General features: G+C 73.3%; 9 protein-coding genes. 3 read left to right on the top strand and 6 right to left on the bottom strand.

All coding sequences use genetic code 11. The features are described 5' to 3' along the window. Positions 1-7: 7 nt before the first annotated feature. The 4 genes from ACIBST_RS25295 to ACIBST_RS25310 are packed head-to-tail and all read right to left on the bottom strand — an operon-like array spanning position 8 to position 6,907. The gene (locus ACIBST_RS25295; protein ID WP_397175070.1) at positions 8-2,341 is read right to left on the bottom strand and encodes an NHLP family bacteriocin export ABC transporter peptidase/permease/ATPase subunit; all 2,334 of its coding nucleotides are present in this window, start codon (positions 2,339-2,341) and stop codon (positions 8-10) included. A 42-nt stretch (positions 2,342-2,383) separates the two neighbouring features. Further along, complete coding sequence (locus ACIBST_RS25300; RefSeq protein ID WP_397175072.1) at positions 2,384-3,196, bottom strand: HlyD family efflux transporter periplasmic adaptor subunit; 813 nt, start codon at positions 3,194-3,196, stop codon at positions 2,384-2,386. Positions 3,197-3,250: 54 nt separating this feature from the next. Then, the gene (locus tag ACIBST_RS25305) at positions 3,251-4,585 is read right to left on the bottom strand and encodes a SagB family peptide dehydrogenase (RefSeq protein WP_397175074.1); all 1,335 of its coding nucleotides are present in this window, start codon (positions 4,583-4,585) and stop codon (positions 3,251-3,253) included. Between the two features lie 39 nt (positions 4,586-4,624). Continuing rightward, positions 4,625-6,907 carry a TOMM precursor leader peptide-binding protein gene (locus ACIBST_RS25310; protein ID WP_397175076.1) on the bottom strand — a complete coding sequence of 761 codons (2,283 nt, stop codon included), beginning with the start codon at positions 6,905-6,907 and terminating at the stop codon, positions 4,625-4,627. 285 nt (positions 6,908-7,192) lie between these two features. Between ACIBST_RS25310 and ACIBST_RS25315 the strand changes: the two genes are divergently transcribed. Both ACIBST_RS25315 and ACIBST_RS25320 read left to right on the top strand, forming a co-directional pair. Next, positions 7,193-10,111 (top strand): AAA family ATPase, encoded by a 2,919-nt coding sequence (locus ACIBST_RS25315; RefSeq protein WP_397175078.1) that lies wholly within the window; start codon positions 7,193-7,195, stop codon positions 10,109-10,111. 13 nt (positions 10,112-10,124) lie between these two features. Beyond that, complete coding sequence (locus ACIBST_RS25320; RefSeq protein ID WP_397175080.1) at positions 10,125-10,658, top strand: tetratricopeptide repeat protein; 534 nt, start codon at positions 10,125-10,127, stop codon at positions 10,656-10,658. 146 nt (positions 10,659-10,804) lie between these two features. Here the strand turns inward: ACIBST_RS25320 and ACIBST_RS25325 are convergent, their stop codons facing one another. Then, positions 10,805-11,272: an NUDIX hydrolase gene (locus ACIBST_RS25325; RefSeq protein ID WP_397175081.1), complete on the bottom strand. Its 468-nt coding sequence runs from the start codon at positions 11,270-11,272 to the stop codon at positions 10,805-10,807. A gap of 238 nt (positions 11,273-11,510) precedes the next feature. Here ACIBST_RS25325 and ACIBST_RS25330 point away from each other — a divergent pair, with 238 nt between their 5' ends. Then, positions 11,511-12,002: a hypothetical protein gene (locus ACIBST_RS25330; protein ID WP_397175083.1), complete on the top strand. Its 492-nt coding sequence runs from the start codon at positions 11,511-11,513 to the stop codon at positions 12,000-12,002. 215 nt (positions 12,003-12,217) lie between these two features. Here ACIBST_RS25330 and ACIBST_RS25335 read toward each other — a convergent pair whose 3' ends face one another. Continuing rightward, positions 12,218-13,534, bottom strand: a complete 1,317-nt coding sequence (locus tag ACIBST_RS25335; RefSeq protein ID WP_397175085.1) for a serine hydrolase domain-containing protein — start codon at positions 13,532-13,534, stop codon at positions 12,218-12,220. Positions 13,535-13,882: the final 348 nt, after the last annotated feature.

Consider the following 13,882-nt stretch of genomic DNA (forward strand, 5'->3'; position numbering starts at 1 on the left):
CTCCGTGTCATCCGGCGTCGCCGTTCTTGCGGGAGCTTCTGAGCAGCTCGGCGTAGTGGCCGTCGAGCGCCAGCAGCTCGGCGTGCCTGCCGCGTTCGACCACCTCGCCGCGGTCGAGCACGATGATCTCGTCCGCGTCGCGCACGGTGGACAGCCGGTGCGCGATGATCAGGCAGCCGCAGCCGCGCCTGCGCAGGTTGTCGGCGATGGTCCGCTCGGTCTCCGGGTCCAGGGCGCTGGTCGCCTCGTCCAGGATCAGCAGCGTGGGCTGGATCGACAGGGCGCGCGCCAGCTCCAGCCGCTGCCGCTGGCCGCCGCTGAGGTTCCTGCCGCCCTCCAGCACCCGGCTGTTGAGGCCGCCGGGCCGGGCCGCGATCAGGTCGAACAGCGCCGCGTCGCGCAGCGCCGAGACCGCGACCTCGTCGGGCACGTCGTCGCTCCACAACGTCAGGTTGTCGCGCACGGTGCCCTCGAACAGGGTGATGTCCTGGTCCACGTAGGCGACGGAGGCGGCCACGACGGCCCGCGGCAGGTCGTCGCGCGGCCGGTCGTCCAGCAGCACCTGGCCGCCGGTCGGCGCGTACAGGCCGGCGGCCAGCTTGCCGGCGGTGGACTTGCCGCTGCCGGAGTTGCCGACGATCGCCACCCGGCGGCCCGGCACCACGGTGAACGACAGGTTCCTGATCACGGGGGCGGCGAGCGCGTTGTAGCCGAAGGTCACGTCGGCGAACTCCAGCCGTCCGTCCAGGCGGCCGCCGGGGTCGGCCTGCTCCCCGACGGCGGCGGCCCGCTCGAACGTCCTGGCCATCGGGTACTTCTCGACGTCGTACAGGCGGCAGATGTCGGCCGAGATGTCCTGCAACTGGCCGCCCAGGTTGGTGAGCTGGGTGACCGGCCTGGACAGGGCGTTGAGCAGCGTCTGGAAGGCCACCAGCATGCCGACGCTGATCACCCCGTCCACCACCCGCAGCCCGCCGATCAGCAGGATCAGCCCGCTGTTGATCCCGGCCAGCAGCGGCGGCACGACGGTCAGCGTCGCCGTGGCCACGCCCAGCCGCTGCTTGGCGGTGACCGCCTTGGCCAGGAACCCGGCCCAGCGCTGGAACGCCGTCGGCTCGGCGCCCGTCGCCTTGACGGTCTCCACGAGCTGCAGCGTGTTGAACGTGGTGGAGGTCAGGTTCCCCAGGTCGGCCCGCAGCGCCGCCACCGCGTCCGTCCGCGCCCGCGACACCTGGCGCAGCACCGCGATGTTCAGCAGCGCCATCGACACCCCGACCAGCCCGAGCAGCACGTCGTAGCGGATGAGCACGGCCGCGTAGAACAGCACCAGGACGAGGTTCACCAGCGTGACGGCCAGGTCCCGGGACAGGATCTCGGCCACGCCGTCGTTGGCCTGCACCCGCTTGGCCACCTCGGCCGGACGGCGCTGGAGGAAGAACTCCACCGGCAGCCGCAGCAGATGGCGGAAGAACCGGGCCGAGCTGACCAGGCCGAGCCGGATCTCCAGCCGCAGCAGGTAGTGCCGCTGCACCGAGGTCAGCACGAACACCACGACCGCGGTGACCCCCATCGCGAACAGCAGCGGCACCAGGTAGCCCGGGTCGCGCCCGGTCAGGATCCGGTCGATGAACACCCGGCTGAACGCCGGCCCGATGATGCCCGGCACGACCAGCAGCAGGCTGGCCAGCAGCACCAGCGGGAGCGCGCGGCCCGACGGCATCCGCCGCGCCAGCAGGGCCTGGCCGACCCGGGTGGGCCGGCCGCCGGGCCGGAAGTCCGGCCCCGGCTCGAACGTCAGGACCACGCCGGTGAAGCCGGAGTCGAAGTCGTCCCAGTCGATCATCCGGGGGCCGCCCGCCGGGTCGTTGACCGCGACGGCCTTCCTGCCGAACCGGCTGCGCACCCCCTCCAGGACCATGAAGTGCTGGAACGCCCAGAACACGATGGCCGGCTCGGTCAGCGTGCGCAGGTCGTCGGCCTCCATCTGGAAGCCCCTGGCGATCAGCCCGTAGCGGCGGGCGGCGGCCACCACGCTGGAGGCCTTGGCGCCGTCGCGGGAGACGCCGCAGGCCGAGCGGAGCTCCTCCAGCGGCACGAACTTGCCGTGGTAGCCGAGGATCATCGCCAGCGAGGCGGCCCCGCACTCCACGGCCTCCATCTGGATCACCGTCGGCGTGCGCCGCCGCCACCGCCACCTTCGCCGCCGCCGTACGGGGGCCGCCGGGGGAGCGGGCGCGGCGGGCTCCCCGGGCCGCCCGGCGGCCTGGTCCGCATGCCCCTGCTCGGGGACGCCGGTGGTGGTCACACGTCCCTCCCGGGGGCGCTGGTCGTGGTCACGCATCCCTCCTTCGGCCGGGCGGCGGGGGCCTGCACGCGGCCCACCTCAGCGCCCGAGCAGCAGGTCGAACAGCGTCTGGCTGCCCAGCCCGATCGCGCCGCTGACGGAGACCTGCGACTGCAGGCCCACCGGCGGCCCCTTCCTGGTCGACCAGGCGTAACCGGACGGCGTGCCGGCATCGCGCACCAGGTCCACGATCACCAGCCTGGACGGCGTGCTGCGCAGGTAACCGCGTGCCGGGTCCTCGCCGCCCACCAGGTCGGCGGCCTGCTCGGTCATCACCGGATAGGCGCTGACCGACGCGACCCGGCCGCGCAGCAGCCCGTACGCGCCGGGCGGCGCCGAGGAGACCGCCAGATCGACCGGCTTGCCCGGCACCACGCCCATCGCCCGGTCGACCGGCACGAACAGCATCGCCACCAGCCGGTCGCCCGGCGCGTCCGTACGCTCGATGAGCAGCAGCTCCTCGCCCTCCCTGACCACGTGCCCCGGCACGGCGGAACCGGCGACCACCTGCCCGCTGAACGGGCTGCGCACCACCTGCTCCGTCCCGCCGTCGGCGGCGATGACGGCCACCGCCTGGCCCTCCCGCACCGCCTCGGCCGGCTGGACGAGCATCGAGCGCACCGTCCCGCCGTACGGGCTCTGCAGCCGCGCGGTGCCGCCGGGATGGGTCAGCAGCCCCACGGCGGGCACCGTGACCGGCAGCCGCCCGGCGAAGAACCACACCCCCGCGGCCACCACGATGATCAGCACCACGAACGTGGCGATCCACCCGCGCGGGGAGGCCAGCAGCGTCGGCGAGTCCAGCTCGTCGGGCTCCCGCATGCGCTGCAACGCCTTGAACCGGAACTTCATCACGCCGTCCCCTGGAAGCGGCCGCCGGGCCGCCGTCGTGCCGTCATGTGCCCATCACCGCCGGCTGCCGACGATCAGCTCGCCGACGCTGCCCTCGGTCAGGTAGTCCAGGCCGCTGGCCAGCGCGAAGTCGGCGGCGTCCCCGCCGCCCAGCGCGCACACGGCCAGGTCCATGGCCGTGCCGGCCAGGTAGAGCGTCTGGTAGAGCACGCCCACGTGCTTGAGGACCAGCGAGTAGCCGATCGTCTCGTACTTCCACATCACCCGGCCGAAGCGGGCGGTGACGGTCAGCACCACCTGCGGGTCGCCGGTGAGCTGGGCCGCCGACCTGGCCCGCTCGACCAGCGCCCGCACGGCGGGCGTGGGCGGCGAGACCAGCTCCAGGGCGTGCCCGGCGGTGTCGTAGTGCCACAGGCCCGGCTCGGCCCCCTGGCAGGACACGATCAGCGGATAGACCTCCAGCTCGTGGACCGAGCCGCCGGAGGGGTAGGGCCGGTCGGCCAGCTCCTGGCCGTCCGGCGAGGTGAACACGCCCCGCCGCCGCATCGTCCGGTAGAGCAGCTCGCCGAGCTGGGCCAGCGTGATGGGCGCGTCCGGGTCGTGCTCGCGCAGGGAGCGGCGGCGTTCCAGCGTGTCGGTCAGGCTGGGGTCGGTCTTGGCCAGCAGCTCCAGGTCGGGGCGGGGCAGCTCGATCCGCTCGCCGGTGAACGGCGGGGGGGCGGCGGGCACCGGGTCGAAGCGGGAGGTGAAGGCGTACGTGCCGCCGTACCGGCCGGTGTAGCGGGGGCCGCGGCTGTGGGCGTGCAGCCACAGGTCGCGCGGGTGCCACTGGGCCTGGGACAGGTCGTCGTCCTCGGGGCCGGTGGCGAGCACGCCCGCCGCCGCCAGGAACCGCAGCGCCTGCCCCTGTCCCGGAGCCTGCGCCGGGGTCGTCCAGGACGCCAGCGCGCCGAGCAGCCCGCAGGCGGCGGGCGACAGCTCGACCACCGCCGGGCTGCGCGGGGAGCGCACGGTCAGCACGCCGTCCCCGGCGGTGACGACGGCGAAGCGGGACAGCCTGATCGGCGTGTCGGCCGCCGGCGCGGGCGCGGGCTCCACGGCCCCGGCGCCGACCGGGCGCAGCCGGGCCCCCGCCGCGGCGTACTCCAGCAGACCGGCTCTGGACAGGCGGCGTACCAGCAGGTTCCAGCGCAGCAGCCCGGCCTCGCCCACCGTCGCCGCCAGGGCGGTCTCGCCCGCGTCGCCGCCGGCCAGGATCCGCAGGGCGGCCGCGGTCCCGGCGTCGAGCCCGCGCAGGCCGAGCGAGCCGGCCGGCGCGGAGATGCGCACCTCGCCGTCCGCCTCGGTCAGCTCCGCGTCCCGCCGCAGCCGCAGCTTGGTCTCGTCCATGGCCCGCTCCTCTCCGTCACCAGGGGCCCCGCGAACCGGTCAGAAGAAGACGCTGGTCGGGTTGAGCTCGTCCTCGGCGCGGGGTTCGGGGACCCAGCCGAGCGAGACCGGCACGTCGTACAGGCGGCCGGGGCCGAGCCGCCGCCAGAAGTGCCGCATGCCGGGCGCGATCACCCGGACCACGCTCAGCTCCAGGTCGGGGCGGCTCTGGTCGAGCGCGATGACCTCGATCCCGGCCGCGGCGGCCCTGGCCACGCAGGTCTGCACGTCACCGGCCAGGTCGCCGCCGTCCGAGCGGGCGTAGTCGGCCAGGGTGCGGGGACGCGCGGCGGGGTCGGGCACCAGCCACGGCTCCTCGGCCAGCTTGGTCTGCTTCCACCAGGCCAGCGTGGCGACGTCGTCGTCCAGGTAGAGCGTCTCGCCCCGCTCGTCGCGCCGCTCCACCGAGGGCAGGAACTGGTTGACCTCGGTCAGCGTCCTGATGGCGGCGATCCGCGGGTCGAGGTGCGCACCGAACCCGACGATGACGTCCTCCACCGGGTGCCCCAGCCGGTGCGAGACCCCGACGAACGCCGGGATGCCGAGGTCGGTGGTGATGTCGAGCAGCCACAGGTCGCGGTCCATGCCGCGGTAGAACTCGCGCACGGTGTCGACGTACGGGTCGCGCAGCGAGTCCAGGTCGAAGGCCGGCCGACGGGCCCGGTTGTACCACCACAGGGCCACCGCGTCCCGCTCGACCAGCTCGCAGAAGCCCTGCAGGACGGCCTCCTCGATCGAGTTGCCCGAGGCGTTGCCGTTGGAGTCGCCCACGCAGTAGAAGTGGCGCTCCAGGTCGGGGTGGCCGTACCAGGCGTAGCCGGAGGGCACCAGCCGCTCCCGCTCCTCGGTCAGCGACCATGCGGGCGACCAGTCGATCGGCAGGTCCGTACGGAACCGCTCGGGCACCAGGTGCAGCCGGTGCGCGGGGTCCTTGTTCCACTCCTCGCGGCCGGCGTACTGGGCGTCGGAGAAGTGCAGCAGCGACTCCGGATGGACGGCCACCGCCGGGTCGAGGTCGGCGTAGGCGGCCTCGGTGACCGGCTCCTCGCCGCGCCAGACCCCCGAGTAGCGCTCGATGGCCTCGCACAGCGCGCTCACCCTGGCCTGCACCTCGGTCCGGCCCTTGCCGCCGCTCTGCCCGCGCAGGTTGCGCCGCAGCAGGTCCATGTTGTCGCCGATCATGGCGAAGTTGTGGCCCGCGGTGAAGCTGTAGGTGACGCCGTTGTCCTGCTCGGCGAAGGTGTGCAGCCGGGTGACCGCGCCGATCAGCGGGCTGATGTGCTTCTCCAGCCGGGCGTACGTGCGCGCGGGCGGCTCGATGCGGTAGCCGCCGTCGGTGACGTGCCGGGCGCTGCGCGCCGACAGCGCGACCTTGGGGCTGCGCTCGCTGATCAGCGTGGGATCCCCGCAGGCCGGGCACTGCGGCAGCCGGACCAGGGTGTGCTCCATGACGCCGAGCGTGCGCAGGTCGACGGTGGTCATCCGGCCCTCCAGCCGCGAGGAGGCCGCCCCCGCGGCGATCCGCGCCAGCTCCACGGCCAGCAGCCCGCCCGCCACGGCCGGACCGGCGGGCGCCGACTCCCGCGCCGGGTGGAAGGGCGCCCCGCCGCCGCGCTTGCCCGCCAGGTACCGCTCGACCTGCCGGTTCCCGGCCAGCCGCTGCGCCAGGCAGGCCCAGCAGCCGGTGCGTCCCGGCTGGAGCACCGGGCCGACCCAGAGCGTGATCCCGCCCGGTTTCACCAGAACCCACGGGTGCCCGGCGGCCAGGCAGGCGGCGTTGAGCCGGTCGAGCGCCGGGTCGAGGTAGTCGCCGGCCACCACGACCGACATCGTCCCGCCGGGCTCGGCGGCCGCCTGCTCCACGCTTGTCGTACGCATACGTAATCCGTGCTCGCGCAGCACCGGGAGCAGCGGCTCGGCGTCGGCGCCCGCGCACGTTACGACGGTGAATTCGGCGCGGGAGAGCGCGTCGTGGGCGTGGACCGGGTCAATTCCCTGCGCGTCCCAGAATGCGAGCGTGCTGTCCGGCCAATCGGGCCGGCCATTGGCGAGATGGCCGAATGCGGCGAATTTGCGAATGGCGATGAGCGTCTGCGGGAGCGGCACTTCGTCGCTCAGCGCGCTCGCGATCTCCGCGACGGTACGCCGTCCGTCCAGGTAGGGAAGGAGTTTCCCGGCCCCCGCCGACTGGACGAGGTAGTGCTGCCCCTCGGCCAGGAGAAAAACCTTCGACCCGTCGATCACCTGGGGTGTGAAGTGCGCCTTGAGACGTGGGCGGTCCATGACCCTCCCCGTATCGGGTCCATATCGGTTGATCGCAGAGTCGCACCGGGCCGGATCCGGTGTAAAGACGTAATTCCGGCGTACGCATTTCACCGGTACGACGGGGGAAAATACGTATTGGTCCGTCGGGAATGCGCATGCGCCCCGGCGTGGGCCGGCTGTTGAACCTGGTGCCAATAGTCCGGATTAGTCGGATTCGTGCGCCTAGGTATTGACAGCCCGCCCGGCTGAGGCGGCATGATCCTGGTGGACAGTTTCAGGGGGGCCGAACTGTGGGGAGTGGCGATGTCTTCGGGACAGCCGCTGCTACACCGTGACGTCGAGACCGCCGCGATGCGGGAGGCGCTGTCGAGGGTCCGTGCCGGCGGCCCCTCCGTCCTGCTGATCCAGGGGTCCCGGGGCATGGGCAAGACGACCTTGCTCAACGCCGCGCTGGCGGCCAGGGGCGAGGTGGGGGCGCTGCTGCTGATGGCCCGGGGCCACCCCACCGAGCGCGACCACCCGTTCGGCGTGGTCCGCCAGCTCTTCGAACCGCTCATGACCGCCGGGCGCGCGCCGCCGTCCGGCGGGAGCGCCGTCGTCGGCCCCGACCTCGGCGGCGGGCTCGACCGGGGCCATCCCGTCACCCCCGACCTGCTGCACGGCCTCTACCGGGCCACCCGGTCCTTCACCGGCGACCGGCCGCTGATCATCGCCGTCGACGACGTGCACCACACCGATCCGCAGTCCTCCCAGTGGTGCTCCTACATCGCCCGGCGGCTCGACGGCCTGCCCATCGCGATGGTCCTCACCACCGCCGACACCACCGCCGACTCCGGCGGCCCCGACGACCTGGTCAGGGACCTGGCGGCGCTGCCGTACACGCGGCTGCTGCGGCCCGCGCCCCTGTGCGCCCGCTGCGCCGCCCGGCTCATGGAGTCGGTGCTCGCCGGCGGGAAGGAGACCGGGAAGGAGACCGGGGACGAGAGCGGGGACGAGAGCGGGGACGAGAGCGGGGACGAGATCGGCGAGGAGGTCGCCGCCGCCTGCCACCGGCTCACCCAGGGCAACCCGCTGCTGTTGCGGGAGCTGGCCGGGCGGCTCGGCCGGTCCGGCGTGCGCCCGGTGACCGCCGAGCTGCCCCGCGTGCTGGAGATCGGCGCGCTGGCGCTGACCGAGACCGCGCTCGGCTGGTTGTCCGGCAGCGGCTCAGGCGTGGACGCAGCCGGCGTCGACCTGCTGCGCAGCCTGGCCATCGTCGCGCCCGAGGACGGCATGGAGGTCGCCTCCATGATCGCCGGACACGGCCAGGACACCGCCAGGGCGGCGGGGGAGACGCTGCGCCGCGCCGGGCTGGTCACCGGCACGCCGCCCGACCGCTTCGCCCATCCGCGCATCCAGCAGGCCGTGCTGGCCGGGATGGACCCGGGCGAGCGCGACCGGCTGCACCGGCGTACCGCGTCGCTGCTGTACCGGCTGGGCGCGCCGCTGAGACGCTCGGCCCGCCACCTGATGTCGGCCGGCCCGACCGGCGACCCGCTCACCGTCACCGTGCTGCGCGAGGCCGCCGGCGAGGCCGCCGCCAGGCACTCGTGGCAGGACGCCACCGGCTACCTGCACCGCGCGCTGGCCGAGACCGACGACCAGGACACCGTGCTGGAGGTCACCGCCGAGCTGGGCGCCGTGGAGAAGCACCGCGACCTGCCCGCCTGCCTGCGCCACCTGCGCACCGCCTACGGCCGGGTCAGGCTGGCCCCGCACGCCCTGATGTCGCTGGCGCCGTTCGCCGACATCCTGGTCACCGCGAACTCCGCCGAGGCCGCCGAGGTCTTCGCCGGCGCGGCCGAGAGCGCCGCCGCCGTCCCGCAGTTCGGCGGCGCGGACCTGCTGCTCGTGTTCGCCGCCCAGGCGCTGCTGTGGGGCCGCTCGGCCGGACGGCTCGGCCTGCGCCGGCTCGGCCGCTCCCTCGGCACGCTGGTCAGCCCGGCCGCCAGGGAGTTCCTCAGCGTGCTGGCCCTGGCCACCGGCGCGCGGGGCCGCAGCCTGCCGCGCACGCTCGCCCAGACCCGGCGCTGCCTCGACGGCCAGGGCCCGGTGCCGGCGGCCGCCGTGCTGCCGCTGGTGTGGGGCGACCGCCTCGACGAGGCCTCCTACTGGGCCGAACGCCTGGTCAGCGAGACCCAGGAGGCCGGCTCCGGCACCGGCCTGGCGCTGGCGCTGCTGACCAGGGCCGAGGTGCGCTACCAGCTCGGCAGCCTGGAGGCCGGGCTGGCCGACGCCGAGGCCGCCGTCGCCAGCGCGCGCGAGTGCCAGGCCGAGGGCTTCCACGTGGCCGCCGCCGCCTGCGCCGCCCGGGTGCTGGTGGAGTTCGGCGACCTGGAGGCCGCGGAGTCGGCGCTGAAGTCCGTCGCCCCGTACGGCGACTGGCACCCGATGATCTCCGGGCAGGCCCTCGACGCCCTGGGCCGCCTCCGGCTTGCGCAGGGCCGCCCGCGCGACGGCCTGCTGACCCTGCTGGAGTGCGGCCGCCGCCTGACCGCCGCCGGCATCACCAACCCCGCCTGCGTGCCCTGGGGCACGAACTCGATCCTGGCCTACGTCCTGTCCGGGGAGCGCTCGGCGGCCCGCATGGTGGCCGAACGGGAGCTGGAGCTGGCCCGCGCCTGGGGCGCGCCCACCGTCGTCGCCCGCGCGCTCAGCGCGGGCAGCCTCGCCCACGAGGGACGGGTCCGGCTCGACATGCTGCACGAGGCCGTCGCCCTGCTGGGCAACCGGGGCGCCCGGCTCGAACACGCCAGGGCCCTGCTGCGCCTCGGCATCGCCCAGCGCCAGGCCGGCGACGACGGCAAGGCCCACGAGACGCTGGCCCTGGCGCTGCGGCTGGCCGCCGACTGCGGCGCGGGCCGCCTGGCCGCCCTGGCCGACAAGCACCGCGCCGCCACCGCCCCGGCCCGCGTCGCCACGCTCACCCCCGGCCAGGACGACCACGTGCTGACCGTCGGCGAACGCCGGGTCACCGACCTGGTGCTGCGCGGGATGAGCAACCTGGAGGTGGCCACGACGCTGTCGATCAGCAAGCGCACCGTGGACACCCATCTGGCCCGCATCTACCGCAAGCTCGGCATCCACACCCGCGCCGAACTCGCCGTCATCCTCACCGGCCTGTCCGACGACGACCCGCCCTCCGCCGAACCCGTGCCCACCGGCCCCCACGAATACCTGTAGCCCGGGTCAGGCCGTGCTCTTCGAAGCAGTCAACCAGCTCATCGCCTACGACGAACGCCAGCGCATGGTCCCCCGCGACCGTGGCCTGCTCGCCACGCTCGTCGACTCCGCCCGCGCCCGCGACCCCGCCGATCACAGCACGCTGCGCGCGCTCGGGGTCGGGCTGCTGGTTCTGGGCGAGTACGGCGACGCGATCCACTGCCTCAGCCGTGCGCTCGACCTGGCGGACACGACCGGCAGGCGGATCGCCGCGTCGCTCAACCTGGCCGACGCCCATCGGTACGCAGGCGACGCGGCAGCCTCGGAAACCCTCTGCCGCGCGATGCTCACCCTCGCGAGGAACGAAGCACCCGAGATGGTGTGCTTCCCGCTCCAGCATCTCGGCAAGACCCTTGCCGACCTGGGGCGCACGGAGGAGGCCCGCGAGGTGCTCCAGGAGGCCCTGGCCCTGCGCACGGCCGAAGGCGACCCCGAGCTGATCGCCCGCAGCCGGGCGGCCCTGCGATCGCTCGACGCCGCCACGACCGGCGGAGACCCGGCCCCCTGATCCCCAAATGCCCCTGCGGCGGCCGGGGGACGCGCTCCCACCCGCCCCGTTGATCACGACCTGGCGCAACTCACCCCTCCAGCCCGGCCACCGTCATCGCCTTGTGGACGGCGGTCGGGCGGGCTGGGTGGATGTCGGCGGTGGCCTCAATGCTGGATCAGGCCACCGACCGGGACGGGAGCGACGTGGCCGGTCGCCGGAAGGGTCCGTGCCAGGGCAAGGCCGATGTCGACGAGCGATGATCGGCGCAGCCCGGCGACGTCGGCGATCGGAGTCCACCTCGACTCCGCGATCTCGCCGTCCGGCTCCGGCCGGAGCTCGCCGCCGGTGATGCGGGCCTGGTAGAAGATGCCGACGTTCTGGTGCTCGGCACCGGCACGGGCGACGGTGGCGGGGATCACCCGTGAGTCCACGCCCAGCAGGCGTTCGACCACCGCGTCGCAACCGGTCTCCTCGGCGATCTCCCGGATCACCGCGTCGAACGGATCCTCCGCGTGCTCGACCCTGCCGCCGGGAAGAGTCCAGGCAGGCTCGCCTGTGGGTGGTACGTGACGAGCGAGCAACACCCGCTCGTCCTCGATGCACACCGCGTACGCCGCCAGCCGGAAACTCATCCGCACCTTCCTTGACGCACCGGCACTTCGCTGGCACGAACTTACTGATCATCGACGCCGGATGGCAATGATCAAGGTTGCGCCCGCCGCGACGTCGGCGATCAACCAGGCCCGTGCCGTTTCTGAGAGGATCTGAGAGATCCGTTCCGGCGCGCAGGAGCGATGGTGCCCTCGGCAGCGCTCGCCCTTGATCGCCGGGCGTGCTGACCGGCAGCGTGATCACGGAGGTGCGGGTGGCATGACACGGTCGTACGTACGCAACCGCCCGAAGAGCGCCGTGACCGCGCCCGTGGTTCTGGTAGCTGTCGTGCTCGTCGTGATGGGCTTGGTGTGGGCCGCGCTGCACTTCGTCTTCGCCCCCCGCATATCGCGCATAGACCCGGCCATGCTGTCGGAGTTACGGGCCGTCGGCCGGGTGGTCGGCGAAGACACCGTCGTGGGGCACCAGTGGGAGAACAACTACATCGAATTGAGCGACCTCGTGATCTACCTCGATGAGAACGCGAAGGAGGACGTGGTCGCCGAGATCGAACATCGGCTGAAGCAGCATGGCTGGCACGCGACGCGAAGAGAGCCCTCCGAGATCCGGTTGGAATCGGCCAGGTGGCCGTCCGCCCTCGTGACGGTTGAGCGGCTCGAAGAGACACACCTGAGCAGCGAACTGCGCAAGCGGGTTACGAGCACAGGACTGCCCATGAGCGACATGGCGTACATGGACGTCTGGCCGTGAGCCAGTGCCCGAGAACTGGAACGCCCATCCTCCACGGCGTCGGCGTTCGGATACACGACCCACTCCTCCTCGCTCGCTTGAAGGGCCTCAAAGGTGTGGCGACGTCCGCCTCTGTGGCGGTGTCCGCCGTGCCGAGCCGGAACGCGCGGGCTCAGGGCAGGCGAGGCCGTGTCTCCTCGGCGTTCCGTTCCGTTCGTGTCGGCCGCCGGGCCACCTCAGCCGCCCCCGTCCCCGCCGCCGGGCGTGCCTCCGGTGACCGCCTGTGTCTCACGTCCGGTCAGCTCCTGCAGCGTCCCGCCGTCGGTGTTGCTGAGGATGACACCGACCCAGCCGGTGTACGGGTAGATGTTCCAGCTCGCGCCGACACCGGGGTTGGCGCCGGCGCGCCCGTGCACCCACTGACCGCCGACGATGCGGACCGGCATGTGGTAAGCCCCGAACGACTGCGGTCCGTGGGGGAGTTTGGCCGCGGTGAGCACCTCGGCGTAGGGCCGTTCCAGCACCGTGCCGTCGCTCAGGGCGTGCGCGAACCGGATGAGATCCGGCGCGGTGGCGAAGCCGCCGTCCCCTGGGACGTCGATGAAGCCGCGGCCCGGGTTCTTGCCCGGCGTGGACCGGTTCGAGCTGCTCTTGCCCAGATTGCGGACGGCGTCCACCACGCTGCCGTCCGCCAGCCGCATGTAAGGGTGCGCGAGGTGCGCGTCGGTGAGCCACTGCGGCCTGGTGCGGAACGCCGAGCCGGTCATGCCGCAGCGCCTGAAGATGTTCTCCTCGACGTAGTCCCAGTACGTCCTGCCGGTCACCGCCTCCACGATCAGCGCCGGGATGACGACGTCGGCCCCGGCGTGTTCGGTGGGAGTGCCGGGGGCGGCCACCAGCTTGGCCTTGCGGGCCCACTGCTCGTAGAACGCGTGCACCTCCTCCCGGCTCCGGAAGATGCGCTGCGGGTCCTCCTCGGGGGTGTTCAGCCCGGAGGCGCCCGAGAGCAGGTGGTGGATGGTCACCTGGTCGGCGACGTCCCTGGCGTAGCCCTTCAGGTGGGTGCCGACCGTGTCGGACAGCTTGACCTTGCCCTGCTGCACCAGTTGCAGGATGGCCACCGCGCCGAACGGCTTGCCCGCCGAACTGAGGCTGAACGCGATGCCCTCGTGGTTGCGGATCCCCTTCTCCCTGTCCGCCATGCCGTAGCTGCGGGACAGCACCGTCCGGCCCCGGTGCGACAACAGCACCACGCCGGAGAATCTGCCCTCCGCGGCCAGCTTCGCCACGTACCGGTCGTAGGCTCCGCCGGGACGGGCGTCCGGCGGGACACCGGTGCCGGTCGCGGCCGGACGATGCTGTCGGTCACCGAGCCGATCTTCGGGCCGATCTTCGGGCCGATCTTCGGGCCGGTCGCCGGGCCGGTCGCCGGGTCGCTCGCCGGACCTGCCGCCCACCAGCGGCGCGCCGGCCGCCACCGCGCCGGCAGCGGCCAACCCGCTCCACCCGAGCAGCCGCCGCCGGCCGATGCCACCCAGAGAATCCGAGTCCAAGATCAAAGTCCTTTCCTGACGACGGAACCGACCGCCGCAAGGCTGGACGCGACCGCCGTCGGCAGCCGATCACCCACCAGGTGGCCGGTGCCTCCTACTGAAGACGGGGGACTGTTGCGGCGGCGTATGCGCATTTCGAAACACCCGCGATATACCGATTCCCCCGGCGTCAAGGCACCGGCAAAGGCCGGGCTGTGCCGGCGAGGGTGGGCCCGCCTCGGACGCAGGGAGGCCCCAGTCGTCCGATGGGCGGCCGACCAGGGTTGCGCGTCTGAAGTGGCGGACAGGCCTTGCCCGGAAGGGCGGGGCTCGCTTTCGGCGCGAAGTGGCACCAGTGGTTCGGCGTGT

The sequence above is a fragment of the Nonomuraea sp. NPDC049684 genome (assembly GCF_044465345.1).
Lineage (GTDB): Bacteria > Actinomycetota > Actinomycetes > Streptosporangiales > Streptosporangiaceae > Nonomuraea.